The organism is Neohoeflea coraliihabitans (assembly GCF_019334345.1).
GTDB classification, from domain to species: Bacteria; Pseudomonadota; Alphaproteobacteria; order Rhizobiales; family Rhizobiaceae; genus Pseudohoeflea; species Pseudohoeflea coraliihabitans.
This window is the reverse complement of record NZ_JAHWQX010000001.1, coordinates 822,377-849,173: the sequence shown is the minus strand read 5'-3', so window position 1 is coordinate 849,173 and position 26,797 is coordinate 822,377. Positions and strand designations below refer to the sequence as shown.

Annotated in this window: 25 protein-coding genes and 1 riboswitch; of the genes, 20 read left to right on the top strand and 5 right to left on the bottom strand. The window is 63.0% G+C overall.

The annotated features are described in order from the left end of the window. The first annotated feature begins 48 nt into the window (after window positions 1-48). Window positions 49-852 (top strand): SDR family NAD(P)-dependent oxidoreductase, encoded by an 804-nt coding sequence (locus KY465_RS04000; RefSeq protein WP_219200122.1) that lies wholly within the window; start codon window positions 49-51, stop codon window positions 850-852. Window positions 853-903: 51 nt separating this feature from the next. On the opposite strand, the gene KY465_RS03995 is transcribed toward KY465_RS04000, so the two are convergent. Then, window positions 904-1,725 (bottom strand): IclR family transcriptional regulator, encoded by an 822-nt coding sequence (locus KY465_RS03995; protein ID WP_219200120.1) that lies wholly within the window; start codon window positions 1,723-1,725, stop codon window positions 904-906. Between the two features lie 183 nt (window positions 1,726-1,908). Between KY465_RS03995 and KY465_RS03990 the strand changes: the two genes are divergently transcribed. The 11 genes from KY465_RS03990 to KY465_RS03940 all read left to right on the top strand — a co-directional run bounded on the left by KY465_RS03990 (window position 1,909) and on the right by KY465_RS03940 (window position 12,977). Next, on the top strand, window positions 1,909-2,967 hold the full coding sequence (locus KY465_RS03990) for an ABC transporter substrate-binding protein (RefSeq protein WP_219200119.1): 1,059 nt from the start codon (window positions 1,909-1,911) through the stop codon (window positions 2,965-2,967). Beyond that, a complete protein-coding gene (locus KY465_RS03985) occupies window positions 2,964-3,812 on the top strand; it encodes an ABC transporter ATP-binding protein (protein WP_219200117.1) in 849 nt (282 codons plus the stop codon). The genes KY465_RS03990 and KY465_RS03985 overlap by 4 nt, the downstream gene beginning before the upstream one ends. Further along, entirely contained in the window at window positions 3,809-4,597 is a 789-nt protein-coding gene (locus KY465_RS03980) for an ABC transporter permease (RefSeq protein ID WP_219200115.1), read from the top strand. Before KY465_RS03985 ends, KY465_RS03980 begins: the two co-directional genes overlap by 4 nt. Window positions 4,598-4,621: 24 nt before the next feature. After that, window positions 4,622-5,221 carry an acetyl-CoA carboxylase biotin carboxyl carrier protein gene (accB, locus tag KY465_RS03975; RefSeq protein ID WP_219200113.1) on the top strand — a complete coding sequence of 200 codons (600 nt, stop codon included), beginning with the start codon at window positions 4,622-4,624 and terminating at the stop codon, window positions 5,219-5,221. Continuing rightward, a complete protein-coding gene (locus KY465_RS03970; RefSeq protein ID WP_219200111.1) occupies window positions 5,218-6,711 on the top strand; it encodes a hypothetical protein in 1,494 nt (497 codons plus the stop codon). Before accB ends, KY465_RS03970 begins: the two co-directional genes overlap by 4 nt. Before the next feature lie 18 nt (window positions 6,712-6,729). After that, window positions 6,730-7,944 carry a CaiB/BaiF CoA transferase family protein gene (locus KY465_RS03965; protein WP_219200108.1) on the top strand — a complete coding sequence of 405 codons (1,215 nt, stop codon included), beginning with the start codon at window positions 6,730-6,732 and terminating at the stop codon, window positions 7,942-7,944. Next, window positions 7,941-8,348, top strand: a complete 408-nt coding sequence (locus KY465_RS03960) for a Zn-ribbon domain-containing OB-fold protein (RefSeq protein WP_219200107.1) — start codon at window positions 7,941-7,943, stop codon at window positions 8,346-8,348. Before KY465_RS03965 ends, KY465_RS03960 begins: the two co-directional genes overlap by 4 nt. A gap of 24 nt (window positions 8,349-8,372) precedes the next feature. After that, the gene (locus KY465_RS03955) at window positions 8,373-9,512 is read left to right on the top strand and encodes a thiolase family protein (protein WP_219200106.1); all 1,140 of its coding nucleotides are present in this window, start codon (window positions 8,373-8,375) and stop codon (window positions 9,510-9,512) included. A 2-nt stretch (window positions 9,513-9,514) separates the two neighbouring features. After that, window positions 9,515-10,486, top strand: a complete 972-nt coding sequence (locus KY465_RS03950; protein ID WP_219200105.1) for an NAD-dependent epimerase/dehydratase family protein — start codon at window positions 9,515-9,517, stop codon at window positions 10,484-10,486. Window positions 10,487-10,582: 96 nt separating this feature from the next. Further along, window positions 10,583-11,926: an acetyl-CoA carboxylase biotin carboxylase subunit gene (locus tag KY465_RS03945; RefSeq protein ID WP_219200104.1), complete on the top strand. Its 1,344-nt coding sequence runs from the start codon at window positions 10,583-10,585 to the stop codon at window positions 11,924-11,926. 49 nt (window positions 11,927-11,975) lie between these two features. Then, a complete protein-coding gene (locus KY465_RS03940; RefSeq protein WP_219200103.1) occupies window positions 11,976-12,977 on the top strand; it encodes an NAD(P)H-quinone oxidoreductase in 1,002 nt (333 codons plus the stop codon). Between the two features lie 188 nt (window positions 12,978-13,165). Here the strand turns inward: KY465_RS03940 and KY465_RS03935 are convergent, their stop codons facing one another. From KY465_RS03935 to KY465_RS03925, 3 genes are read right to left on the bottom strand one after another with little or no spacing between them, the layout of a single operon-like run. Next, the gene (locus KY465_RS03935) at window positions 13,166-14,086 is read right to left on the bottom strand and encodes an NAD(P)-dependent oxidoreductase (RefSeq protein WP_219200102.1); all 921 of its coding nucleotides are present in this window, start codon (window positions 14,084-14,086) and stop codon (window positions 13,166-13,168) included. Next, a complete protein-coding gene (locus KY465_RS03930) occupies window positions 14,076-14,456 on the bottom strand; it encodes a carboxymuconolactone decarboxylase family protein (protein ID WP_219200101.1) in 381 nt (126 codons plus the stop codon). Before KY465_RS03930 ends, KY465_RS03935 begins: the two co-directional genes overlap by 11 nt. 3 nt (window positions 14,457-14,459) lie before the next feature. Next, window positions 14,460-15,158, bottom strand: coding sequence for a GntR family transcriptional regulator (locus KY465_RS03925; RefSeq protein ID WP_219200099.1), 699 nt, complete (start codon window positions 15,156-15,158; stop codon window positions 14,460-14,462). 135 nt (window positions 15,159-15,293) lie between these two features. Next, a riboswitch (glycine riboswitch) is annotated at window positions 15,294-15,384 on the top strand. A gap of 137 nt (window positions 15,385-15,521) precedes the next feature. On the opposite strand from KY465_RS03925, the gene KY465_RS03920 reads away from it, so the two are divergent. The 3 genes from KY465_RS03920 (at window position 15,522) to KY465_RS03910 (ending at window position 19,516) form a co-directional block, all read left to right on the top strand. Next, window positions 15,522-16,766, top strand: a complete 1,245-nt coding sequence (locus KY465_RS03920; RefSeq protein ID WP_219200097.1) for a D-amino acid dehydrogenase — start codon at window positions 15,522-15,524, stop codon at window positions 16,764-16,766. Between the two features lie 144 nt (window positions 16,767-16,910). Continuing rightward, window positions 16,911-18,536: an acyl-CoA synthetase gene (locus tag KY465_RS03915; protein ID WP_219200095.1), complete on the top strand. Its 1,626-nt coding sequence runs from the start codon at window positions 16,911-16,913 to the stop codon at window positions 18,534-18,536. An 89-nt stretch (window positions 18,537-18,625) separates the two neighbouring features. Next, on the top strand, window positions 18,626-19,516 hold the full coding sequence (locus KY465_RS03910) for an alpha/beta hydrolase (protein WP_219200093.1): 891 nt from the start codon (window positions 18,626-18,628) through the stop codon (window positions 19,514-19,516). 32 nt (window positions 19,517-19,548) lie between these two features. On the opposite strand, the gene KY465_RS03905 is transcribed toward KY465_RS03910, so the two are convergent. Beyond that, on the bottom strand, window positions 19,549-20,451 hold the full coding sequence (locus KY465_RS03905; protein ID WP_219200091.1) for a LysR family transcriptional regulator: 903 nt from the start codon (window positions 20,449-20,451) through the stop codon (window positions 19,549-19,551). A gap of 186 nt (window positions 20,452-20,637) precedes the next feature. On the opposite strand from KY465_RS03905, the gene KY465_RS03900 reads away from it, so the two are divergent. The 5 genes from KY465_RS03900 to KY465_RS03880 all read left to right on the top strand — a co-directional run bounded on the left by KY465_RS03900 (window position 20,638) and on the right by KY465_RS03880 (window position 26,776). Further along, entirely contained in the window at window positions 20,638-22,938 is a 2,301-nt protein-coding gene (locus tag KY465_RS03900; RefSeq protein ID WP_255561422.1) for a xanthine dehydrogenase family protein molybdopterin-binding subunit, read from the top strand. Next, the gene (locus tag KY465_RS03895; protein ID WP_219200089.1) at window positions 22,935-23,882 is read left to right on the top strand and encodes a dihydrodipicolinate synthase family protein; all 948 of its coding nucleotides are present in this window, start codon (window positions 22,935-22,937) and stop codon (window positions 23,880-23,882) included. The genes KY465_RS03900 and KY465_RS03895 overlap by 4 nt, the downstream gene beginning before the upstream one ends. A gap of 66 nt (window positions 23,883-23,948) precedes the next feature. Then, window positions 23,949-24,494 carry a 3-hydroxyanthranilate 3,4-dioxygenase gene (locus tag KY465_RS03890; RefSeq protein ID WP_219200088.1) on the top strand — a complete coding sequence of 182 codons (546 nt, stop codon included), beginning with the start codon at window positions 23,949-23,951 and terminating at the stop codon, window positions 24,492-24,494. Between the two features lie 139 nt (window positions 24,495-24,633). Then, on the top strand, window positions 24,634-25,815 hold the full coding sequence (locus KY465_RS03885; RefSeq protein ID WP_428982922.1) for an ABC transporter substrate-binding protein: 1,182 nt from the start codon (window positions 24,634-24,636) through the stop codon (window positions 25,813-25,815). A gap of 19 nt (window positions 25,816-25,834) precedes the next feature. Next, the gene (locus KY465_RS03880; protein ID WP_219200086.1) at window positions 25,835-26,776 is read left to right on the top strand and encodes an MBL fold metallo-hydrolase; all 942 of its coding nucleotides are present in this window, start codon (window positions 25,835-25,837) and stop codon (window positions 26,774-26,776) included. The last annotated feature ends 21 nt before the right edge of the window (window positions 26,777-26,797 follow it).

Here is a 26,797-nt window from a genome sequence, read left to right as displayed (position 1 = left end):
CGCCAGCGAGGGGTTGCAGAAGCAGGTGCTGAGAAAAGGAGATCGGTGATGGCGGGAGCGGCGGAGAGGGTTGCGGTGCTGACCGGCGCTGGCGGCGGAATCGGACAGGGGCTGGCGCATCGTTTTGCCGAGGCCGGGTACCGCCTTGTGCTGATCGACCGCACTGCGCCGGAGATCGCCGACCTGCCGTGCGCCGCAGACGATGTCATCGCGCTTGCCGCGGATGTCTGCGACCCCGGCAGCCTGGCTGCGACCGCAACAGAATCGCTCGCCCGGTTCGGTGGCGTGCATGTGGTAATTGCCAATGCCGGCATCGGGCCGTCGGGCGGCCTGGCCGATACTGATCTTTCGGCCTGGCAGGCGGCGATTGCCGTCAATCTGACAGGCACATTCAACACGCTGCAGGCCTTTCTTCCGGCGCTCCGCCAAGCCGCCGGGCATCGCGCCGTCGTGATGATGGCCTCGGTCCTGGCGACCAGGGGCGCGGGCAACATGGCCGCGTACAGTGCTTCAAAGGCCGGCGTGCTCGGTCTCTTGCAGGCGTCGGCACAGGAGCTGGCGCCCGAAGGAATCACCGTCAACGGGCTGGCGCCGGGCCCGATCCGGACACCCATGCTTGAGGAGATTGCCGGGGACACGCTCAATGAGCTTGCCCAGACGGTGCCGGTGCGGCGGCTTGGAACGCCGCGCGATGTGGCTGAAGCGGCCCTCTTCTTCGCCGGTGAGGGAAGCAGCTTCATCACGGGACAGCACCTGGTCATCGACGGAGGCCTGAATGGTCGAGCCTATTGGCGAGATGCGCCGCGGAGCCAGGCCGGTAACGACCGCCTGACGCGAGGGGGGCGAGCGTAGAGAAGACTGACTGCGTGTTGCTGTCACGCCGCCTTTGCGACAGAGCGCTGCTCACTGGTGCCACATGGCGTAGGCGGCACGGGCGCCTTGCGAAAAGGAGATCAGTCGCGCCTGTTCCTGCAGCGCCCGGCTCCACTGCGCCATGGCCGCGCCGGAAAATTCCTTGCTGGCGCCTGCCAGCATGACGCATCCCAAAGTCTGGCCGGGACCGCAGGTGACCGGTGCGCCGATGGCGGAAAATCCATTGAAGTTTTCGTCGAGATTGGTGGAATAGCCGCGCCGCGCAGCTTCACTAAGCTCCTCTTCGAGCGCGGCGGGATCGGTGATCGTGCTCGGGGTAAGAGCTTCATAGGGGCCATCGCCAAGCAGCTCGCGGCGCTCATCGGCGCTGCGGCTGAGCAGCAGCAGCTTGCCGGAGACGGCGACATGCAGCGGATTGCGCAGGCAGGTCTCGTAATAGGGCGTCAGCACACCGAAAGCACCGGATATGTCGACCACCAGACGCTCGAGACCGACAAAGACAACCAGCGAGGAGGTCAGTTCGGAGCGCATGCGCAAGGTGCGCAATGGCTCGAAAGCATCGCGCCGCAGGATATGCAGGGGATGATACATCGTCAAAGGCGACATCGCCTTGGCGCTGGCGAAGTACCGCTTGCCGCTCGGATCCTTCAGGACGTAGTTGGCATCGTGCAGCGTTTGCAGAATGCGGTGCACCGTGCTGTCGGTCAGTCCGACCGATTCCGAGATCTCGTGCAGGCTCAAGGGCCGGGCCGCCTCCATCAGGCTCTCGATGATTGCCAGCCCGCGACCGAGTGATCCGGCGTCCGAGCGGGGCCGCCCGTTGGGCGCAGTTTGCAGTTTGCGGGCCGGCATGACCTCTCCCATGAAAAAAATGAAAAGTTAATTCCAAAAAATACAAATTCTATTCCGAAAAACAAGAAAATTCTTGCCTAGAACATACCTGTATGTTTCATTTTTATCGATCCCTGAGGTGTCCGCAAATGGGAGGCGGGCGCGCAGGTCGTGATCAAGTCATCGTTCCCGGGAGGAGAAAAAATGACCCTTAACGCCTCATTCAAACCGCACGGCGTTGCCGCGCTGCTGATCGCAGGAGCTGCGATCGCCATCACGCCATCGGCGGTCTCGGCGCAAGAGAAGATCGTCGCCGAAGGCGAAACCGTGCGCATCCAGGAATATCCTGGCACCATCCTGCACCTGTCGCAGTGGGCCGCCGCCGACCACGGCTTTTGCGAGGATCACGGCATCAAGTGCGAGATGGTCAAGATCCCGAGCGGACCGGTCGGTCTGCAGGCGTTGGCTGCCGGCAGTCTCGATGTGAGCTTCGCCTCCACGGAAGTCACCATGCAGGCCGCCTCGCGTGGCAATGACGTGCAGCTGATTGTCGGTCACTCGCCAAACAACATTTATACGCTGAGCGTGCACAAGGACGTCGAACTGCCCAACAAGGACAAGGGCTATCCGGCAGTCATGGAGGACCTCAAGGGTAAGAATATCGGCGTGACAGCGCGCGGCGCTGGCACGGAATTGCAGGCGCGCGCGCTTCTCATCGGCGCCGGCATGTCGGGCGATGATGTCACCTATATCGGCGTCGGGGCGCCGGGCACGTCCTATCCCGCCTTTCTGGCGCGGCAGATCGATGCCGGTATGATGTTCGAACCTTTCGCCACCCTTTGCCGGCTGCAGGAAACCTGTGTCGACGTGGTCGATCTGGCTGCTGGCGAAGGTCCCGAGGACATCGCGGCGCTGAACGGCGCCTTCGAGACCTATGCGGCGCGGCGTGATTTCATCGAGGAAAATCCGCAGGTGGTCGGTGCTTTCATTCAGGCGATGAGCGAGGCGACCGACTGGGTCAAGGATCCGGACAATCACGAGGAACTCATGGAAATCGTCAAGGGCCGGTTCCAGCTTGGCGACGATATTCCTGATGCCGACAAGGTGCTTGACGAACTGGTGCGCCGTACCGCGCCCCTCTACGGCGTCGAGATCGACCGGGATGCGGTCAATGCGTTTTCCGACTACCTGATCGACAATGAACTGATCGAGGATCCGGTCAGCGCCGACACCTTCGTTTATGCCGAGGCTCCCAAGCCATGAACGCGACCGGCCAGATTGCACCCGCGTCGGCCGGAACGACCGCAGCAGCTTCACCCGAAGCTGCTGCGGCAGCGGCCGGCAGCCCGCGCGACAGCGTGATTATTGAAGGCCTCAATCATCGCTTTGGCGAAACGGTGCATGCTGCTGCGGATATCTCACTGACTTTTGCGCCCGGCGAGTTCGTCTCGATCGTCGGACCTTCCGGCTGCGGCAAGACCACCGTGCTCAACCTGCTCGCGGGTCTGCTTTCGGTGCAGGAAGGGACGGTGTCGATTTTTGGTTCGCCGCCGCGTGCCGGACGCCATGACGTGGCTTACATGCTGGCGCGCGATTGCCTGTTTCCCTGGTTGACGGCCGAGCAGAACGCCGAATTCGGCGCTGAGGTCCGGCATGTCGATCGCAATGTTCGCCGCCAGCGCTCGCGCGATCTGCTCGAGGCCGTCGGCCTGAAGGGGTTTGAGAAGAACTATCCCAAGGCGCTGTCGCACGGCATGCGTCAGCGGGTGGCGCTGGCGCGCACCTTCTGCCTCGAATCTCCGCTCCTGCTGATGGATGAGCCGTTTGGGGCGCTCGACGCGCAGACCAAGATGCAGCTCGAAGATGTCCTGTTGTCGCTGTGGATGAAGGAACGCCGCAACGTGGTGTTCATCACGCACGATCTGGCGGAGGCGATCACCTTGTCCGACCGCGTCATCGTCATGAGCGCGCGCCCGGGCCGGGTCATCGCCGATATCCCGATCGACCTGCCTCGCCCCCGTTCGGTGTCGGCGCTGCAGAAGGACCCTGCCTATCACAAGCTTTACAGCCAGGTCTGGGAAAAGCTGGAAATGGGACTGCAATCATGAGCCAAGCTGCAAAAGACCGGAATTACGAATTGTACGAGACGATTGTCGTCAACGTGGCGCGCATCGTCTTCCTCGCCGTGTTCTTCATGCTGTGGGAATACGTGGCGCAGAACAGGATCATCGATCCCTTGTTTATCGGTGTGCCCTCAAAGATAGCGCTGTTTCTCTGGAAAGGCCTGTTCGTCGAGTTCACGCTGATCAAGGACATGTTGTGGACGATGTGGAGCACCTTCCTGGCCTTCAGCATCGGCAGCATCGCCGGAATTGTCACCGGCCTGATCTTCATCACCTGGCCGGCATTCGAACGGTTCAGCGATCCGCTCTTTTCGGCGCTGAACGCGCTGCCGCGCATCGCCCTGGCGCCCCTGTTTCTGCTTTGGTTCGGTCTGGGGATCTGGTCGAAAGTGGCGCTGGGCGCCAGCCTGACTTACTTCATCGTGCTGAGCAGCGCCGTCGCCGGCATCCGCAGCACCAACACCGATCATCTGACATTGTCGCGCACGCTCGGCGCCAGCCAGGGGCAGATCTTCACCAAGGTCACGCTGCCAAGTGCCGTTCCGACGATTTTCTCCGGGCTGCGGCTCGGGCTGATCTACGCCCTTCTTGGCGTGATTGGCGGCGAGATCATCGCGGCGCAGCGCGGCCTCGGTCAGCTTCTTTCTTTCCTTGCCGGCAGCTTTCAGATCAGCGGCGTGTTCGCCGTGCTGTTCATCCTGGCAATTCTCGGGACGGGGCTGATCGGCGCAATGAACATGGTCGAGAAACGTTTGCTGCGCTGGCAATAGGCCCAGTCGCGGAAGGATATGGAAATGGACGATACAACCAAGAACTGGAACGGTCTGAGCGAAGCGTCCGCGGCGCAAGCACGGGAAGGCGATCGCATCAGCTACGAGCTGAGCTATGCCGAGGCGCTTGAGATCCTGCGGCTGGTCGACACGTCAGCCACCACGCGCAAGCTGTCGCTGGCAATCGGCGACTTTCAGATCGATATCAAAAGGGATGCCGGGAAGGCCGCACCGGTTTCGGAGGCTGCCCGGCCGGCACCAAAAACAACCGCGGCAGCGCCGCAAACAACTGCCGCCGATGCTGCTGCGAGCGCCGCGCCGACGAGCGCTGCGCCGGCAGCCGAGCCAGCTTCGCCCGAAGGCAGCGTCAGTGCGGTTCGCTCGCCGATTGCCGGGGTGTTCTATCGCGCCCCTGCGCCGGGCGAACCGGCCTTCGTCGAAGTCGGAGATACGGTGAGTGCAGAGACCGTGGTCGGCATTGTCGAGGTGATGAAGGTGATGAACAACATCCGCGCCGGCGCCGATGGCGTGATCGCCGAGATCTGCGTCGACAATGAAGAACTGGTGCAGTTCGATCAGACGCTGTTTTACGTCAAGACGGATAGTGAGGCCACTTTGTCATGAGTGCCTCACACCTCCCCGCCGCTGGATCGACAGGCCGCCGCCTGCGCTTTACCGATGAAACTTTCCGGGATGGTCCGCAGTCGGTCTGGGCCAATCGGATGCGCACCGCGTCGATGCTGGATGCGGCGCCGTTGCTTGATGAATGCGGTTTTGACCGGATCAACCTGATCAGCGGATCGGCCTTCGAAACGGCCGTGGTCTATCTGCAGGAAGATCCCTGGGAACGGCTGCATCACCTGCGCAAGCGGATCAAGAAAACCGATACGATCATTCTGGTGCGCGGCCGCAACCTGTTCGGCTGGAAGCGCTACTCCGACGATGTCGTCGAATTGTTCATGCGCACATTGAAGGAAATCGGTATCGATTGGGTGCTGATCTTCGACGCGCTGAACGATGTCGACAATGTCTCCTTTCACGTCAAATGCGCCAAGAAACTTGGCATGGGGGTGCTCGGCTATGTCACCTATGCGATCAGCCCGGTGCATACGCCGGAGCATTTCGTCGAAAAAAGCCGTGAATTCATCGATGCCGGTGCCGACGGTATTGTCTTCGGGGATGCCAGCGGGTTGCTGAAGGCCGAAACGGCGCGGCTCAATCTCGAAGCGCTGCGCAAGGCGTTCCCCGACACCATGCTGGAATTTTCCGGACATGACGCCACGGGCCACTCGCTCTCCTGCTACGAGGAAGCGATCAAGGCCGGCGTTGACGGTCTGTATTCGGCTGCGCGTCCGCTGGCCTATGGCGAATCCATTCCGGCGACGATGGATTTGCGGCTTATCGGTGAGGAGCAAGGTTGGAGCAACCAGCTGGATGCCGAAAACCTGCGGCGCATCGATGACTATTTCCTCTGGGTGGCGCATCAGGAGAACAGGCCGTTCAGCCGCAAGATCGAGCCGAATGAAGAAACGTTCCGCGTGTTTGCCCATCACCAGGTGCCTGGCGGAATGCGCTCGCATCTGGAGAGCCAGCTGGCGGGGCTCAACCTGCTCGACAGGCTGGATGAGGTGCTGGAAGAGACCGGCCGGGTGCGCGCCGAGATGGGTTTCCCGGTGATGGTGACGCCGTTTTCGCAGCTGGTCACGGTGCAGGCGACGTTCAACGTGCTCGAAGGCAAGCGCTACAACACGGTGCCGGAAGAGCTGCGGCTTTATATGCGCGGCGATTACGGCAAGGCACCGGGACCGATCGATCAGAACATTCTCGATCGCGTGGTTGGCGATGAGGACCGGCTCGATTCCAAGGCGGTTTTCGGCCGGGAGATGGTCCCCGACTACATCCGCGCCAACGGACCGTTTCAATCCGATGAGCAGATGTTGCTCGAAATGTTCAACAGCAAGGTTGCCGTCGGCAAATACCGGCTGGCGCAAAAGCCGGTCACCCGCGGCGACGTGCCCTCGCCATTGGTCGGCCTGGTCGAGGAACTTGCCCGGCGCCCGGGAGTCAGCGTTCAGCTGAACAAGGGCGGCCTGCAACTGCGCCAGTGCAACTGAACCCATAAAGGCTACGTTATGAAGAGTTATCCCCTGGACGGTGTGCGCATTGTCGCCCTCGAGCAATATATTGCCGCACCCTATTGCACGATGTGGCTTGCCGATTGTGGCGCCGAGGTCATCAAGGTCGAACGTCCTGACGGCGGCGATCCGCGGCGCGACTATCAGCCCGCGATCACCGGAGCGAACGGTGAAACGGTCTATGGCGGGTTCGTCACCTACAACCGCAACAAGAAGAGCGTTGCTCTCGATCTGCAGTCGCCCGAAGGGCGAAAGGTCTATCTCGACCTGGTGCGGACCGCCGATGTGGTGATCGAAAATCTCAAGCCCGGCTCGATGGACAAGAAGGGTCTTGGCTATGAGGCGCTGAGCGCCATCAATCCGCGGCTGATCTATGCGGCGATCAGCGGCTATGGGCGCAGTGCGGGTCTGGAAGGCAGCTACAGCGGGCGCCCGGCATTCGATCCGGTAATTCAGGCGATGTCGGGGATCACCAATCTGTTCGGAGAGAAAAGTGGGCCGCCGGAAGTCAGCCCGCTGGCCATGGGCGATCTTTTTACCGGCGTGATGACCGGATATCAGGTGCTTCTGGCGCTCTACATGCGCGAGAAGACCGGCAAGGGGCAATATATCGACGCGGCGATGTATGACAGCCTCGTGGCGCTGAATGAAAAGAGCGTCATGCTCTACACCTTTGCCGGCGAGGTTCTGTCGCGCGGCCGGGATACCTATCAGGCGCCCTACCGTACCTTTGCGGTAAGTGACGGCTACGTGGCGCTGATCACGCCGAATGATTTCATCTGGGCGCGCTTCTGCAAGGCAATCGGCAAGGACGAGTGGATCGAAGAACCGGCCTTGAAGACCGGGCCGCTGCGGGCGCGCAACACCGAGGTCTGGGAGCCGTTCGTCGAACAATGGATGGCCGAGCGCAGTTCTGCCGAGGTGGTCGAGGCGCTCGACAAGTTCGGCGTGCCAGCCGGCAAGGTGCAGACCGGCGAGGACCTGGTCAATTGCGAGCATCTAGCGGCGCGCAAGGCGCTGGTCGAGGTCGAAGACCCGGATGTGGGGACCTTGCGGCTGGCGCGGGCGCCGGTGCGCATGTCGGAAATGGGCGAGGTGCGCACCGGATCTGCACCGAAGCTTGGGGAGCACACCGATGATGTCCTCGGCTCGCTGCTCGGCTACGCGCCGGACAAGATCACTGCGCTGAAAGAACAGAAGGTGGTGTCATGAGCAAGGAGGCGGCGATGACCCTGCACGCGGAACCGGACGATGTGGCGCGCAGCGATGCGCTGGCTGGCTGTGAATGCGGCCATTGCGGGCGACGCTATTTCCCCAAGCGCACTGTTTGCACCGAATGCGGCAGTGACGGCGCAATGGCCGATGTGGCGATCGAAGGGCCGGGTGCACTCTATTCGCACGCCATCGTCCAGATCGCTCCAAAGATCTTCGAAGTGCCCTATGCGGTCGGCTATGTCGATTTGCCAGGCGACGTGCGGGTGCTCGGGCAGATCGTCGATTGGGATCGGCAGCCTCTCAAGCAGGGGATGAAGATGCAGATCGATCACGCACCGATCGCCACCGAGCCGGATGGCAGCAAGCGCGTGAGTTTCGTGTTTCGGCCCGCAGCCGATTGAGACCCTCGTAACAGGAGATTGAACATGTACGGTGGATCTCAAGTCCATGTGATCGGCGGCGCCATGACGCCGTTTGGCAAACACCCCGACCAGACGGCGGAGCGCCTGGCGCAACGGGCCGTTCTTGATGCGCTGGCCGACGCCGGTCTTCGCCGCGATGCCATCGAAGCGGCCTATGTCGGCAGCGTTTTTCAGGGCAGTCTCGCCGGGCAGCGGGTGCTGAAAGATCTCGGCATGACCGGCGTGCCGATCTACAATCTGGAGAATGCCTGCTCAAGTGGGGGCACGGCACTGGCCCAGGCGTGTCTGGCGGTGGCTGCCGGCCAGGTTGAAACGGCACTCGTGGTGGGGATGGAAATGCTCAGCACGCGCGGCAGTGGTCCGCTGGCCCTGAGCACCGGCGATCCTGAAATCGAACAGGGCCTGACGATGCCGGCGCTTTACGCGATGCGCACGCGCGCCTATCTCGACAAATATGACGGCTCGATCGAAGGCGTTGCGCAGGTCACGGTGAAGAATCGCCGGCATGCAGCCGGCAATAAGAACGCGCAGTTCCGCGATCCCTGCACAGTCGAAGAGGTGTTGGCATCGCGCCCGGTGGCCGATCCGATCACCTTGTTGCAGATGTGTCCGAATGCCGACGGGGCCGCGGCGCTCATCGTCTCGTCGAAGCCGCCGGCGTCGGGCAAATCTGTCAAGGTGCTGGGCTCGGTGGTGGCCAGCGGACGGTTCGCCCAGGGCCACCGCGATCTGACGGTTCCCGACATCACGATCGAAGCGGCGAAGAAGGCCTACGAGATGGCCGGGCTCGGGCCGGAGGACGTCGATCTGGCGGAAGTCCACGATGCGGCAGCCATTGCCGAAGTCGTCTATTATGAAGCGCTCGGCTTTTGCGGAGCGGGCGAGGGCCTGGCGTTACTCGCGGCCGGCGATACGGCGATTGGCGGCAAGATCCCCGTCAATCCAAGCGGGGGTCTTTTGTGCCGCGGCCATCCACTGGGCGCAACCGGTGTCGCACAAGCGGTCGAGATGCTGTGGCAACTGACCGGAAGGGCCGAGGGTCATCAGGTCGAGGGCGCCAAGGTCGGGCTGGCCCATTGTACCGGCGGCGGCATCTGGGGCGTCGACAATGGCGCCTGCACCGTTCACCTGATGGGTGTCTAGCAGTGACAGGCAGCATCAGCGGCGCAAGTGTGGCGGTAACCGGCGGCGCCGGAGCGATCGGCAGTCGGCTGGTGGCGCGCCTTGCCGAGCAGGGCGCCACTGTCACGGCGATCGATCGGCAGAGCGTGCCGGAAGCGGCGCATGTGCCGGGAGTTCGCCATGTCACGACCGATATCGGCGATCGCGAGACTTTGCAGTCCGTCCTTTCCGGGTGCGATATCGTCTATCATCTCGCTTACCTGATGGGCGAGGAAGCCAATCATGATCCGGTCGCTGCGGCGCGCATCAACACGCTTGGCGGCACCGAGATGCTGCAGACCTGCCTCGAGGCCAAGGTCGGCCGGGTGCTGTCAGCCAGTTCGATCAGCGTGTTCGGATCGCGGGCCGATTATGCGCCGCGGGAGTTGCCGCTGGGCGACCAGGCGGCCCAACCCGGCGCGCGCGGCATATCGGTGTATGGCGGCGGCAAGGTTTATCTGGAAATCCTTTCCCGCCACTACACGCGCCAGCACGGCATGGTGATTGGCGGCTTGCGCCCGGGCGCGGTGATCGGCGCCCCACGCTTTAACGGGCGCGCCAAAGCGCTGGCCAACATCGTTTCGTCGGCAGCCGGCGGTGACACGGTTGTCGTGACCAACGGGCGCGCCGCCTTTCAGGCCATTCATATCGATGATGTCGTCGGGGCCCTGCTGGCGCTCGCGGATGCCGACGCGGCGCTGTTGCGCGAGGTGCCATTCTACAACCTGGCGGGCGATTTTGCGACGATGCGCTCCTACTGCGATCTTGTCGCCGAGCGGTTGCCGCAGGCGCGCTTTGAAATCTCGGATGGCGAAATTGAAGAGCTGTTCGGCGTGGTACCGGAGATTGTCGACGACGGAATCCATCGCCGCATCGGATATGTCCGGCAGCACGAAAACCTTGGCCAGGCCATCGATGCGGAACTTGCCGGATTGACCGCCCGCAAAGCGGGTTGAGGCCCAATTGACCGACGGCTTCCGGGGGGCGCTCGCGTCCGTTTGAAGCAGCGGCAAACTGAACATTTTCATCGCAGGGGAGGCATTGGTGCCAACATGAAGAGAGTCCTCATTGCCAATCGAGGCGAGATCGCACTCAGGGCAATCCGCGCCTGTCGCAAGGCCGGCCTGGAAAGCGTGGCGGTCTATTCGCAGGCCGATGCCGCCTCGGCGCATGTCTTTGCTGCGGATCGTGCCATCTGCATCGGCCCGGCCTCCGCGACAACCAGCTATCTGCTCGCCGACCTGCTGATCGAGGTGGCAAAGCGCACCGGCTGCGATGCGATCTATCCGGGGTATGGCTTCCTTTCCGAGCGCGAAGGCTTTGCCAATGCCTGCTGCGAAGCGGGTCTGGTCTTCATCGGGCCATCGGCGGAAATCATCGCGACAATGGGTGACAAGGCGGCGGCGCGACGCACCGCGCAGTCGCTCGGCATTCCGGTGGTACCCGGCTCGAAGGAGGGTTTCACATCGGTGGCGGCGGCGGCGCCGTTCGCCGACGAAGTCGGATATCCTCTGCTTCTCAAGGCAAGTGCCGGCGGTGGCGGGCGCGGCATGCGCGTGGTGCGCGACAAGGACGCCTTTCGCAGCATGTTCGAACAGGCCTCGGCGGAGGCAACCTCTGCATTCGGCAATGGTGAAATTTATCTCGAGCGGTTCTTTGAAAACGTTCGCCACATCGAAGTGCAGGTTTTCAGTGACCGGCTTGGCAATCACCGGCATCTGTTCGAACGCGATTGCAGCGTGCAGCGGCGGCATCAGAAGCTGGTCGAGGAGGCGCCTTCGCCGGTAGTCAGCGACCAGATCCGGCGCGAGATGACCGAGGCAGCGGTGACGATCATCGAGGCGATCAAATACGAGAATGCCGGCACGATCGAGTTCATTTTCGATGTCGACAGCCAGAAGTTCTTCTTCATCGAGATGAACACCCGGATTCAGGTCGAGCACCCGGTAACGGAGCTGATTACCGGCCTCGACCTGGTCGTCGAGCAGTTGCGTGTGGCCGCCGGCGAGAAGATTTCGTTTGCGCAGATGACAACTTTGCCGCAGCGGGCGGCGATCGAATGGCGGGTCTGCGCCGAGGATCCGGCGCGCGGCTTTGCGCCGGGACCGGGACGCATTTCGCGCTGGCGGCCGCCGGTGAACGGCCACACCCGTGTCGACAGTCATGTCTACGAAGGCTATGCGGTGCCACCGCATTACGATTCGATGATCGCCAAGGTGCTCGTCAGCGGCGCCACGCGCGATGAGGTGCTGCAACGCTCACGACATGCGCTTGCAGCGTTCGAGGTCGAGGGAATACCGACGACCATTCCCTTCCATCTCGACCTGTTGCACAACGAAGCCTTCCAGTCGGCGCAGATCCACACGCGCTGGCTCGATGAGAAGGGTTTGAGCTGAGCAAGAGCGCGAATGTGGAACGTGCAATCAAACGACAGGAGATCGAGCAATGAACGAGACCGTTCCCGAGACGATGCGGGTGATTGCGACCACCGGTCCCGGCGGAGCCGAGGTCCTGCGCGTCGAAGAGCGTCCGGTGCCGCGCCCTGAGGCCGGTGAAGTGCTGATCCGGCTGGCTGCGACGGGGGTCAACCGGCCGGACATTCTGCAGCGCATGGGCGCCTATCCGCCACCGCCGGGGGCGACCGACCTGCTCGGCCTCGAGGGCGCGGGAGAGGTTGTCGCGATCGGCACCGACGTGACGGCGCTGTCGGTCGGAGACCGGGTCTGTGCGCTGCTCCCGGGCGGGGGTTACGCCGACTACTGCGTCACACCGGCAGCGCATTGCCTGCCGGTTCCGCAGGGATATGATCTGGAAAAGGCGGCGGCGCTGCCGGAGACCATCCTCACGGTCTGGGCCAATGTCGTTGAAAGCGGCGCGCTGAAGGCGGGCGAGACCCTGCTGGTGCATGGCGGTTCAAGCGGCATCGGCACGATGGCAATCCAGATCGGCCGCTGGCTTGGAGCCTCGGTGATCGTGACCGCCGGCAGTGATGAAAAATGCCAGCTCTGCGAGAGGCTTGGCGCCGAAAAGGCGATCAATTACCGGAACGAGGATTTTGTCGCGGTGATCAAGGAGATGACCGGCGGAAAGGGTGTCGATGTGGTGCTCGACATGGTTGGCGGCAGCTATATTCCGCGCAATCTGAAGGCCCTGGCCGTCGAGGGACGGCATGTGTCGATTGCCTTTCTCGAAGGCAGCGAGGCGACCGTCAACTTTGCGCGTGTGATGATGCGAAGGCAGGTGATGACGGGCTCGACGCTGCGGGCGCGGTCGGATGCGGAGAAGGCGCGGCTGGTGGCGGAAATCCGCAAACGGATCTGGCCGGCGCTGGAAAGCGGCGACATCAAGCCGGTGATCTGCAAGAGCTTTGATCTTGAGCAGGCCAGCGACGCACATCGGCTGATGGAAAGCAGCACGCATATGGGAAAGATCCTGCTGCGCCAGTGATTTCATAGCCGGAGCACAGGGCTTGAAAGCGGCAGATCCCCCGGCTCGTCACGCGCTGCCCTGGCATTCACCGAACGTAAGCTTATGCTTACTATTGGGACTCTTTCACCGGTGCAGGGTGCGGCGCCGGGCGCTGCTTCAGGTGGAGGCGGGGTTCGTCACTCTGCTGCCCTTTCAATTGCGCCGGGTCAAGCGGCACCGTCGTCCGCCGCGGCTTCGAGATAGCGAAAGATCTCCGTATGATCGGCGCCGTGCTGCAGGTGCCGGCTGGCCTCCGACCACAGGCGGCGTGCCTCGGCAAGTCCGGGCAAGTGCAGGTCAAGCCCGTCCGAGAGTGCGGCGGCCAGGGCGACATCCTTGGCCATCAGGTCGAGCATGAAGCCGGCCTTGCCGAGATCGCCATTGAGGACGAACTGCTCGAGCTTGTTTTCAGTCGCGTTGTTGCGTCCGGTCGAGGCGTTGATCACCCGCACCAGTGTGTGCGGGTCGAGACCGAATCTGCGGCCGACGATCACGGCTTCGCAAGCGGCAGCCAGCCCGGCTGCCGAGACATAGTTGTTCAGCGCCTTGGCGGCGTGGCCGGAGGCGAGGCCGCCAGTGCGATGGATGGACCCCATGGCCTCAAGGACCGGGGTCACGCGAGACATCAGCGCTTCGTCGTCGCCGCCGAGCATGATGGCCAGAGTTCCGGCCACGGCCTTGCGGACGCCGCCCGAGACTGGAGCATCAAGAAGCGCAATGCCGAATTGCGCCAATTCGGCACCAAGCCGGCGGGTTTCCATCGGATCGGACGAACTCATGTCGATGATGGTGCTGCCTTTCGGCAAACCCGCGGCGAGCCCGCTGCCGCCTTCGGCGGTTCCAAGACAAACCTGCCGGACGATATCCGAACGCGGCAACATCAGGATGACGAGGTTGCTGGAGCGGCCCAGTTCCGGGGCGGAAGCGGCTATATCGAGCTCGGCTTTTGCGGCGACGGCCCGCGCTGCATCGCGATTGGCGTCGAGCAGCGTCGGGCGATAGCCGGCCTTGGCCAGGCATTGCACCATCGGCGCACCCATGGTGCCGATGCCGATGAAGCCGAGCCTGAGGTCGGGGTCAGATCTCATTCATGTCCTCCAGAACCGTGCGCGCGGTGCGGAAGCTGTCGACCATGGCCGGCACGCCACAATAGATGCCGACCTGCAAAAGGATTTCCTTGATCTCGTCGGGGGTAAGGCCATTGGTGATGGCGCCGCGAATATGCGCCGCCAGCTCATGCGGACGGTTAAGGGCGCTGATCATCGCGATGTTGATGGTCGATCGCGTCTTGCGGTCCAGTCCCTCGCGGCCCCAGACCTCGCCCCAGCAATAGGTGGTCACCAGGTCCTGCTGGTCGCGGCTGAAGTCGTCGACATTGGCCAGCGCCTTGTCAACATAGGCGTCGCCAAGTGTTTCGCGGCGGATCTGCAGGCCCTTCTCATAGGTGGTCTTGTCCATGGATCATGTTCCTTTCGCGTCGGTGTTCACGTTCTCGATTTCGTCGAAGCGCGCGTCGGCAGCGCTCGCGGCGGAGGCGACATGTGCCTCGGCGAGATGCCGCGCCTCATCTGCGTCGCCTTGGGCGATAGCCGTGACGATGGCGTTGATCTCGGCGCGGGTCGTCGTCAGTCGTCCCGGGCGCGACAGGGTGAAGCGGCGCAGCTGGGTGATCCGGTTGTTCAACTGGGTGAACATCTGCGCCAGTACCCGGTTGCGGGCACCGTTCATCAGGCAGCGATAGAACTCGTTTTTCACACTGATCAGCTCATCCGAAGCTGCGTTTTCCGGCAGTTCGTGAAGCCTTGTGTTGATGCGCTGCAGTTCAGCATGGTGCTGCGTGTCGGCATTGCGCGTGAAATCGGCGCAGGCAAGGCCCTCGAGAGCGGCGCGGACGCGATACAGTTCGCGGGCGGCATGCCGATCAAGCCGGGAGACCGTGGGTCCCCTGTGCGGGACCAGGGTGATCAGCTCCTCGGCGGCGAGGGCCTTGATCGCTTCCCGCACAAGGCCCCGGCTGACACCAAACATCTGCAGAAGTCGGCGCTCGCTGAGATTTTCACCCGGGGCGAGCGTGCCATCGAGAATGGCCTCGCGCATCGCCCGCACCAAGCGCGCGCCCAAGGTGATGTCTTCCCTGGCGAGGGGACGGGTCTCCGACACGTTGCGATACTTCCAATGTTATTTTGTCCGATTGTTAAACAATCATATCGATGCGTGCAAGCCTGCGCATCGCCTACCCTTTTTGAAGCATGCTGCAGGCTTTGCTGGACAGCGGATCAGAGGCGGCGTATAGCGGTTCTTGCAGTGGGAGAGGTGTGGTTTCGACCGTGCCGCCGAAGGAGCAACCGCCCCGGAAACTCTCAGGCCCAAGGACCGCTGCAGTGAAATACTCTGGAAAGTGAGGGTCAGCCCCTCCGCCCAAGGTGCAAGTGACGCGGATCGACTTCCGGGTCTTGAAACTCTCAGGCCAATGACAGAGGGGGCAATCACAGTCTCGCAAGCAGCGAGCAGGAGGATTGCCTGATGACGTCTTCTTCAAAACATGTTCGCATCGCCGTGATCGGCGCCGGCATCACCGGCACGACAACCGCCTATCGTCTGAACAAGCAGGGGCATGCGGTAACCCTGTTCGATCGCCACCCGTTCGCGGCGATGGAAACCAGCTATGCCAATGGCGGGCAATTGTCCGCCTCGAACGCCGAGGTCTGGACCTCGTGGCGGACAGTACGCAAAGGCCTGACCTGGATGCTGCGGCCAGGCGCACCGCTGCACATCAACCCGATGCCCAGCTGGCACAAGCTGTCGTGGATGGCGGAGTTCCTTGCCGCGATACCGCACTATGAAGACAACACGGTGGCAACGGTCAAGCTGGCGCTGGCGGCGCGTGACCATCTTGGCAAATGGGCCGAGGAGGAGAACATCGATTTCTCCTGCGAGCGGCGCGGCATTCTGCATTTTTACCGATCGCGGGACGATTTCGAGGTGGCACGTAACGTGACGCAGCTGCTGGCGCGCGGCGGGCTGCAGCGGCGGGCGGTGACGCCGTCCGAGATGAGCGCCATCGAACCGGCGCTGCAGGGTACGTTCTATGGCGGGTATTACACCGAATCCGATTTCACCGGCGATATCCATGCCTTCACCACGGGCCTGGCGCAGGCTTTTGCGCGCAACGGCGGAACCTTGCGCTTCGGCACCGAAATCATCGACGTGCGAAGCGGGCGCGATGGCGTGCAGGTCGAAACGCGAATCGCAGAGGGCTGCAGCGGTGCTGAGACGGTTGAGGCTTTCGACAGGATCGTGATCTGCTCGGGCGTCATGTCGCGGCAGCTGGCACGCCGGCTCGGCGATCGGGTCAACATCTACCCGGTGAAGGGCTATTCGATCACCGTCAATCTTGCAGGGGAGAGCGACCGCCGCGCTGCGCCGTGGACCAGCCTGCTTGATGATGATGCGAAGATTGTCGCCAGCCGGCTCGGCGCCGGCCGCTTCCGGGTGGCAGGCACTGCAGAATTCAACGGCGACAATCGCGACATCAGTGCGGCCCGCATCGCTCAGTTGACCGACTGGTGCCGGCGCTATTTCCCAGAGATGAGTACGCGCGATGTCGTTCCCTGGGCGGGTTTGCGGCCGATGATGCCGAACATGATGCCGAAGGTCGGAAGAGGGGCGAATCCGCGGGTTTATTACAACACCGGACATGGCCATCTCGGCTGGACCCTGTCGGCGGCGACCGCCGAAGCCGTGACGGCGATGATGGAGGCGGCCTGAACCTGGCGATGTCTTAAACCCGCCGGCAAGGCGCAGTCGTGACCAATCGCGTCGCGGGCATCGACCTGTCTGCCGCGCTTGTGGCATGATCAAAAAGTGACGGGCGCCGGGCGAGACTGGATCCAAAGGCACGGGGGAGCGGCAGTGCTGCCAGAAGCCAAAACCTATGCAGCACTGGCTTCGGGATTTTCCTGGAAGGTGCCGGAGCGCTACAATATCGGCGTCGATGTCTGCGATAAATGGGCGGACCGCGAGCCCGACCGTGAAGCGCTGATCCATGTGACAGAGAGCGGCAGTATCGCCACCTATTCCTTCGCGGATCTGCAGGCGCTTTCAAACCGGTTGGCGAATGCACTTGTCGGCGACGGGCTGCGGCGCGGTGACCGGGTCGGGATCTTGCTGCCGCAAGCGCCTGAAACCGCTTTCGGGCATATTGCTGTCCTCAAGGCCGGGGGCATCGCGGTGCCGCTGTTTACTCTTTTCGGGCCGGAGGCTCTGCAATACCGGCTCGGCGATGCGGGCGTCTCGGTGGTCATCACGGACAGGGACGGGGCCGGCAAGCTGGCCGGGCTGCGCCGCAGTCTGCCGGCGTTGCGCCGCATCCTGGTGACCGACGGGCCGGTAGAGGGCGGCGAAGCTCTCTCCGGCGCAATGGCCGGGCAGAGCGATCACTTCACGCCGGTGGATACAAGCTCTGATGATCCGGCCTTCATCAACTACACTTCCGGTACAACCGGGCCCCCGAAGGGGGCGCTGCATGCGCACCGGGTGCTGCTCGGGCACCTGCCAGGGGTCGAGATGAGTCACGATCTGTTTCCCAGGCCCGGGGACCGCATGTGGACACCGGCGGACTGGGCCTGGATTGGCGGGCTGCTGGACGTATTGATGCCGGCCCTGCACCACGGTGTCACGGTGGTGGCGCGGCGTTTCGGCAAATTCAGTGGGGAGGATGCGTTCCAGCATCTTCAGGATTTCAAGATCCGCAACACGTTTCTGCCGCCGACGGCACTGAAAATGATGCGCGCGGTGCCGAATGCCAGCGACCGCTGGAACCTCGATCTGCGCACCGTGGCGAGCGGCGGCGAAACGCTGGGCGCGGAGCTTCTCGATTGGGGGCGGCGGGTTTTTGGTGTGACAATCAATGAATTCTACGGCCAGACCGAGTGCAACATGGTCGTCTCCTCCTGTTCAGCGCTGATGGCCGCGCGTCCGGGGGTGATGGGGCGGGCGGTCCCCGGTCATCAGGTGAGCGTGGTCGATGACAGCGGCACGCCGGCGCCGATTGGCGAAGCCGGCCATATCGGCGTGCGCCGCCCGGACCCGGTGATGTTCCTCGGTTACTGGAACAATCCGGATGCAACGGAGCGAAAATTCGCCGGTGAATGGATGCTGACCGGCGACCGCGGTGTGCAGGATGAGGATGGCTGGATCCGCTTCGTCGGGCGCAACGACGACGTCATCACCTCCTCGGGATACCGTATCGGCCCGGGCGAGATCGAGGATTGTCTGATCGGCCACCCGGCTGTCCGCATGGCCGGCGTGGTTGGCAAGCCGGATGCGCACCGCACCGAAATCGTCAAGGCCTATATCGTGCTCGACGATAGCGCATCGGCGAGCGCCGACCTTGCACGTGAGATCCAGGAGTGGGTGAAAACGCGCCTTGCGGCGCATGAATATCCGCGCGAAATCGCCTTTGTCGAGGCGCTGCCGATGACGACGACCGGCAAGATCATCCGCAAGCAGCTGCGCGAGCGGGCGGCGCGAGAATAAGCGAGGGCGGGCGGCGGTTGACAGGCGCAGCCGAACAGGTTTCAGACGTTGACATTTGTTTCGCAACCCCGGTGCACCACGGAGCCGCCATGCCCTCTCTAAACGATGAAGCCACCTGGCCGCGCGAGATCCTCGATCGGGACTACAATGCGCGCGCCTCGGTGCCACCCGCTGTTTTCGAAGAGGCGATCGGCCGCTATCGCAGCGACAGCGAGAAGGTCGCCGGGCACCTTGATTTCGGCGATGTCGTTTACGACGAGGAGAGCGGTCAGACCCTCGACATCTACGGGGCGGGGAAAACCGACGGCGCGCAGGCGGAGGGTCTGAGACCGGTCTTCGTGTTCATTCATGGGGGCTACTGGCGACTGTTGTCGAAACAGGATTCAGCATTCATGGCGGCGATGCTGGACGAGCAGGGCATCGCGACCGCGGTGGTCGACTACCGGCTCGCCCCGGCGGTCAGCCTGCATGAGATTGTGCGCGAAGTGCGCGCCGCAATTGCCTTTCTGTGGCATCAGGGCCGCAGCTACGGCTTGGATCCCGAACGCATCTATGTCGGGGGAAGTTCGGCTGGCGGCCATCTTGCAGCGGCGGTGGTGAGTGGCGGCTGGCATGAGGCGTTCGACGTTCCGAGCACGGTCGTCAAGGGTGCGATGCCGCTCAGCGGTCTGTTTCACCTGGGGCCGATCGCGCATTCGTTCGTTCAGGAATGGTTGTCGCTGGACGCTGACGCAGTCGAGCAACTGAGCCCGGCCGAGTTGCTGCCGGATGCGGGTTGCCCTCTCTTCATCGCTTATGCGCAGGGCGAGCCGGCGGGGTTCAAGCGCCAGTCGCAAGCCTATGCGCGGCTGTGGCAAGAGGCGGGCTTTCCGGCACAGCTGGTCGAGGTGGAGGGGCGAAACCACTTCGATCTGCCGCTTGATCTGATGGATCCGGACAGCGAGCTGTCGCGGGCCTTGATCGGGATGATCAATCGCTAAGCGGTCGCCCTGGCTCGGCGGGGACGCGCCGTTCACCCTGGCGTCAACCGTTGCGCATACTGCCGAACGATGGTCGCGAATGCCGACACGGCGGGCGATATGGAACGGCCGGAGGCGTTGATCAACACGACTTCACGCGCAATTGTCGGTGCGGTGAGAACCTTGCCGCCGACCTTGCGGTGACGGGCGGCGGCAAGGGCATAGGTGGGCAGGACAGCGATGCCGAGACCGGCTTCGACCAGGGCGATCGCTGTTGTGACCTGCGCGACTTCATAGGCTGGCTTGACGGCGATCTCGGCAGACTCAAAGCCGACCTCGACCAGCCGCCGGATGCCGCTGTCGCGGGTCAGGGTGATCAGCGGCTCGGCGGCAATGTCGGTCCAGGACACGGAGCTGACCGCGTCGAACCGGCTTCCGAGGCTGCAGAACAGCATCAGGCTGTCGCGGACCAGTGGCAGGCGGTCAAGCCCTTCTTCACCTGGCGAAAAGGTGCCGAGGCCGCAATCGGCGCGGCCAGAACGCACGCGCTCGATAATCTGCTCGGTTCCGACGTCGGCCAGTTCCACGGAAATACCGGGATGGCGCCGTGAGAACTCGGCAAGGGCCTGCGGCAGGACCACCGCGGCCAGCAAGGGCGGCGCGGCAATGCGCAGGCGGCCGCGCCGGCGCTGGGCCAGTTCGACGACGCCATCGACGGCATGTTCCAGTTCCTCCAGCGCCTTGGCTGCCGGATGGCGAAATTCGCGCCCGGCATCGGTCAGTTCGACGCGGCGGGTGGTGCGGTCAAACAGCCTTACGGCCAGTTCAGCCTCCAGGTCCCGGATGGATTGGGAGAGCGCCGGTTGCGTCGTATGCAGACGGGCCGCGGCGCGGGAAAAATTGCCGAATTCCGCAACGGCAAGAAAGGCTTCGATCTGTTTGAGGGTGATTTTCATACAGGCCGTGTCTCCTCTCGCCGCTAGGAACAGAGTTATATATCAGAATAACTTATCAATTAATACAATAAAGCCAGATTGTCATATAGATCCAAAGGCGTTTTCCTGCGGTGTCTGGTGGGCCGCGATGCATTGCACGCGGTTTTGTCGGAAATCGGCCGGCAAGATTCCGGCTCGGAGGTGGGTTTGCAGGCAGAGGCTGACATCGGGGAAACTCGCCGCAGGCGCGCGGAAGCCGGTACATGGATCGGTCACAGTCCGCGGCGCCGCGAGGATTATCGCCTGGTGACGGGCGGCGGAGCTTTCGTCGACGACCATCAACCCGAAGGCTGCCTGCATCTTGCATTCGTGCGCAGCGAATTGGCGCATGGCCGTATCGTCGCCATCAATCGTGAGGCGGCACGTCAGGCAGAGGGCATTGTCGCAGTGTATGTCGCCGCAGATCTTGCTGGACTTGGCGAGGCGGCAATCAATCGCTTGCTGCCCGGCATCACCGCGACACCGATGCATGTTCTCGCCCGGGATATCGTGACCGCCGCGGGGCAGCCAATTGTTGCGATCGCCGCGACATCGGCGGCTGCGGCCGCCGATGCGGCGCAACTGGTCGAGGTTCAAATCGATCCGCTGCCCCTGATTGGTGTTGAGGATCGGGAGCCGGTCCTGCGCCACCGATGGGCGGCGGGCGATGTGAACAGCGCCTTCAAGACGGCGGCAGCAACGGTCAGCGCCAGCGTCGAGCACGCGTTGTTGGCGCCGATGACTCTCGAGCCGCGGGCTGCGCTGGCGTGCTTTGATGCTGACGGGCTGACCGCATGGCTGTCGACGCAAACGCCGCATCGCGCCCGCGATGATCTGGCGCGCATGCTCGATCTGCCGGTGAACAAGGTGCGCGTTATCGCCCCGGATGTGGGCGGCGCATTCGGTGGCAAAGCGTCGATCTATCCCGAGGATGTGATGGTCGCCTGGGCGGCGAAAGACCTTTGCCGCCCGGTCAAGTGGACGGCTAGCCGCAGTGAGGATCTGCTGGCCGCAACGCATGGGCGCGGCGGCAGGCTGCATGGCGAACTGGCGCTCGACGCGGCCGGCACCGTGCTCGGCCTGCGGGCCAGACTGACGTTTTCGCATGGGGGGTGGATGCCGTTCAGTGCGGCAGCGCCAGCGCGCAATGCCGGTCGCATCCTGCCCGGACCCTACCGTGTCGAAGCCATCGACGTCAGCGTCGAAGGGTTTCTGAGCCACGGCGCGGCAGTTGGCATCTATCGCGGCGCCGGGCGGCCGGAGGCAGCAATGCTGATGGAGCGGCTGATGGATGCGGCTGCGCGCCGTCTTGCCATCGACCCTTTGGAGATACGGCGGCGCAATCTCGTGGCGAGCGACGCCTTCGCCTATCGGACACCCACCGGCGAGACATTGGATTCGGGCAATTACGCGGCGCTGCTCGAGCGACTGGACGCGCATGTCGACTATCACCGGCTGCGCTCGGAAATGGATGCCCGACGTAAGTCCGGCGAGATCGTCGGCCTTGGGCTCGGCTTTTACATCGAACCGTGCGGCCAGGGATGGGAGAGCGCGAGCATATCGCTGTGCCGGGACGGCTCGATCGTCGCTGCCACCGGTTCCAGCGCGCAGGGACAGGGAAGGGAAACGGCCTTTGCGCAGATCGTCGCTGAAACATTGCGGGTGGTTCCGGAGCGGGTGAGCATCCGATCCGGTGACACACAGGCGGTGGCAGAGGGCATCGGGGCGCTGGCCAGCCGCAGTACGGCGATCGGCGGCGGGGCCATGCTCCGCGCCTGCGAGGCCCTGCGTGCAAAGGTCAGTGATGCAGCCGGCGAGGTTTTGCAATGCGCCGCCTCAGAGATCGTCCTGAGCGAGGAGGGCCTTTGCGGCGGGGGCGGGCAATCCTTGTCCTGGGAGGCGCTGGGCCGGCAGGTGGCGGGAGCGGGGGCTACGGCGGACGAGCCGGCGCTGACAAGTTCAGCTGTCTATCATGCCGAGGGTGAGGCCTGGTCAAGCGGCTGCTGCCTGGCTTCGGTTGCCATCGATCGTGACACCGGCACGGTGGCTGTCGAGCGGCTGGTCTGGATCGACGATGCCGGCCGGGTGCTCAACCCGATGCTGGTCAAGGGGCAACTGGTCGGCGGCATGGCGCAGGGGTTCGGGGAAGCCATGATGGAGCGGCTGGTCTATGATGATGACGGCCAGCTTCTGACCGGATCCCTGATGGACTATGCGGTGCCGCGCGCCGATGATGTGCCGCAGGTCGAGATCGACAAGCTCGAGACCTGGTCACCGTCCAATCCGCTTGGCGTCAAGGGGGTCGGCGAGGCCGGCTGCATCGGCGTTCCGGCCGCCCTGGTCAACGCCGTCAGCGACGCGCTGACGCCGTTCGGGGCGCCCAGTCTTCAAATGCCCCTGACCAGCGAAAAGGTCTGGCGCGCGATCAATGGCCTCGATGGAGCAGATATGCAGGTGAACGAGCGATGAAGTATGCAAAGAAAGATGCCAAAGCCCACGCACGAGCAACGATGAGGGGGATCTGGGCGGCGGCGCTGATGCCGTTCAAGGAGGACCTTTCAATCGACGAGGCCGGCTTCCGCGCCAATGTGCAGCATTGGATCGATGATCTGAAGATCGATGGGTTCTTCATCTCCGGCAAGCAGGGTGAATTTTTCTCGATGTCCGTCGAGGAGCGCAAGCAGAGCTTCGAGCTGGCGGTCGAGGCGTGCGACGGCCGGGCCCAGACGATCATGTCCTGTTCTGACCAGAATATGGATGTGGTGATCGATCTTGCCCGGCACGCCGAGCGCTGCGGCGCCGACTACATCGTCGTGCATGCACCGATACTGCACTTTCACAAGGCGCAGGATGAAACGGTGATGCGCTACTACGAGCGCATCGCCGAGAAGGTGGATATCGGCATTGCACTCTGGAGCCATCCGGACAGCGGCTATCTGATGAGCCCGCAGCTGTGCAACCGGCTGGCCGACATCGAGAATGTGGTGGCCATAAAATACTCCGTGCCACGGCCGTTGTACAAGGAACTGACGGCGCTGGCCGGCGATCGCATCCTGGTCAGCACCGCCTCCGAGGAGGAATGGCTCGACAATATCCTCGAGCTTGGCTGGCAACTGTATCTGTGCTCGTCGCCGCCGTTTCTTCTCCAGACGAAAAATGACCTCAGGATGCGCGAATACACCGATCTGGCCTTCGCCGGCGAGGCGGAAAAGGCGCGCGCGGTGCGCGACAGTCTCGATCCGGTACGCGAAGCGCTGAAATCCACGCGGCCGGCGGAAAAACCGCATGCGCACCAGAAATACTGGCAGGATCTGCTTGGGCAGACCGGCGGCCGGGTGCGCCCGCCACTGCTTGAACTGAATGAAGACGAAATGAAAGCGACGCGCGCTGCATTCGAGGCGCGCGGTCTGTGAACAACCGGCTGAGCCGGGCGCGGCCATGCCGTGGCATGGCGGTGCGAGTAGACAGGAGAAAAGGTCATGAGCAGACGTTTATCAGCATTCAACTTTTCCAACTGGATTGATGAGCACAAGCATCTGCTCAAGCCGCCGGTCGGCAACCAGCAGATCTGGGAGGATGCCGACATGATGGTGATGGTGGTCGGCGGCCCCAACAAACGCACCGATTACCACGATGATCCGGTCGAGGAGTTCTTTTACCAGCTGAAGGGCGACATGCTTTTAAAGGTCGTCGACAACGGTGAATTCTACGACGTGCCGATCCGCGAAGGTGAGATCTTCCTGTTGCCGCCGCATGTCAGACATTCGCCGCAGCGTCCGCAGGAAGGATCGATCGGTCTGATCGTCGAGCCGAAGCGACAGCCCGACCAGATGGATGCCTTCGAATGGTACTGCTTCGAATGCGATGCGCTGGTCAAGCGCGTCGAGGTGTCGCTGAAGAGCATCGTCAAGGATCTGCCGCCGATCTATCAGGCCTTTTATGCCGACGAGAAAGCGCGCACCTGCCCCAATTGCGGTGCGCTTCATCCCGGCAAGACCCCGCCGGAAGGATGGGTGACACTATAGGGTTCTCACTTAGGTCGTGCCGGCAGGCTGATCGAGCGGCGCGCAATCGGCGTCGATCAGCCGCGACGATCCCATCAGATTTGATAGGAGCCGGGCTAATGGATAACAATGTAACGGGGTTCCCCCAGAGGAGTGGACGATGCAAATGAAGATGGCGGCAATTGCCGCAGGGTTCTCGGCTTTTGCCATGGCGGCCGGCCTTACTTCGCTGCCGGCACAGGCGGCGGAAGCGGTCAAGATCGGCATGATCACGACGCTTTCCGGTCCCGCCGGCTATCTCGGTCAGGACATCCGGGACGGCTTCAATCTGGCGATCGAGGAGGGCAAGCTCGGCGGCGTGCCGGTGGAGATCCTCGTCGAGGATGACGGTCTGAAGCCGGGCAACGGGCGCCAGATCGCCGACCGCTTTCTGACAGACGAGGGGATCAAGCTGTTCACCGGTATCGTCTTTTCCAATGTCGCCGGCGCCACGGTTCCGGAAATCGTCGATGCCGGAGCGATCTTCGTCAGCCCCAATGCCGGCCCCTCGGAATTTGCCGGCAAGGGCTGCCATCCGAACTATTTCGTTCTCTCCTGGCTGACCGACACGATGCAGGGCAGCGCCGGCCAGAATGCCAGCGATCTGGGCTATAAGAAGGCCTTCGTGCTGGCGCCGAACTACCAGGCCGGCAAGGATGCGATCACCGGCTTCAAGCGGTATTTCAAAGGCGATATTGCCGGCGAGATCTACACGCGCCTCGACCAGACCGATTTTGCCGCCGAGATGGCGCAGATCAGAGCGGCGGAACCGGATGTGGTGTTCCAGTTCCAGCCGGGCGGGTTGGGCATTGCCTTCCTGCGTCAATACCAGCAGGCGGGCCTGCTCGGGACCATCCCGATGGTGATTTCCGAGCCGTCCATGGACCACGCCATCCTGAAGGCGGTCGGCGATGCCGCCGAAGGCCTGAATGTTTCCGGTGCCTGGAACACGGATCTCGACAATGACACGAACCGGGAATTCGTTGCGAAGTTCGAGCAAGCCTATGAGCGTACGCCGACCATGTATGCGGCGCAGGGCTATGATACGGCACTCGCAATCGCTTCGGCGTTGAAGCACACGGATGGCAATGTCGAGGACACGGAAGGCTTCCGTCAGGCGCTCTTGAAGACGGACTTCGAGACGACGCGCGGGGATTTCCACTTCGGTCCGAACCAGCACCCGGTGCAGGATTGGTACGCCATGCAGGTGGTACGTGGCGAAGATGGAGAGCTGAAGCTGGAAACGCGCAAGAAGCTGCTTGAGCAGCACGGTGATCCCTTTGCCGCAGATTGCAGCTACTAGGACACGCGGCGTGCGGGGAATGCGCAAGCAGATGGTGCCGGTCGGCACGCCTGATGGCCGGCAGCTCGAGCAGCTGATCATCGGGGATGTCGCGATAACGTGCATTCCCGATCTGGCTGATGCGGCGTGGCCGGCCAAGGCCATCTTTGCCACCCTGTCCCAGGACGATCTGGCGATCGCGGCAACGCGGTCGCCAGAGGGAACGGTCGACCCGGAAGGGCGAACTGTCAAACTCAGCTTCAATTGCTACCTGATCCAGACGCCCGGTTACGTGGCGCTGATTGATGCAGGCGTCGGGGCGGGCAAGAACCGACCGGACCGTCCAGCCTGGCATTGCCGTCCACCCGATTTTCTCGAGGCGCTTTCAGCGCTCGAAGTGGCGCCGGACGACATTTCGATCGTCGTCAACACGCATCTGCATGCCGACCATGTCGGCTGGAACACGGTCCTGCAGGACGGGCGCTGGCGGCCCACATTTCCGAATGCCCGCTATGTCGTAACCCAGATCGAGCTCGATCACTGGCGTCAGGTGCACGCGCGCCAGGGTGATGGCCAGACATTGCATGGCGCCTTTGCTGACAGCATCCAGCCGATACTCGATGGTCCTGGCTATGCTTGCGTGGCCGCTGATGCCGAGATTGCTCCCGGACTGGTATTTGAACCCGCCTTCGGTCACTCGCCGGGGATGGTGAGCGTCCGGCTTGCCACCGATGCCGGCGAGGTGATGTTTTCCGCCGATACGATCCATCATCCGCTGCAATTGGGCGATCCGCATATCGTATGCAATTTCTGCACCGACCCGGAAGAAGCACAAAAGACCCGGCAGGCGCTGCTTGCCCGGGTCGCCGCGCGCGATATGGTGCTGGCGCCCTATCATTTTCCCGCCCCTGTCTTCGGTCGGCTGAAGGCAGAAGGGGGGACGTATCGGTTTTGTCCGATTGGGATTGACGCGACCGCGTAGCCGACAAACAACAGGGGGTAT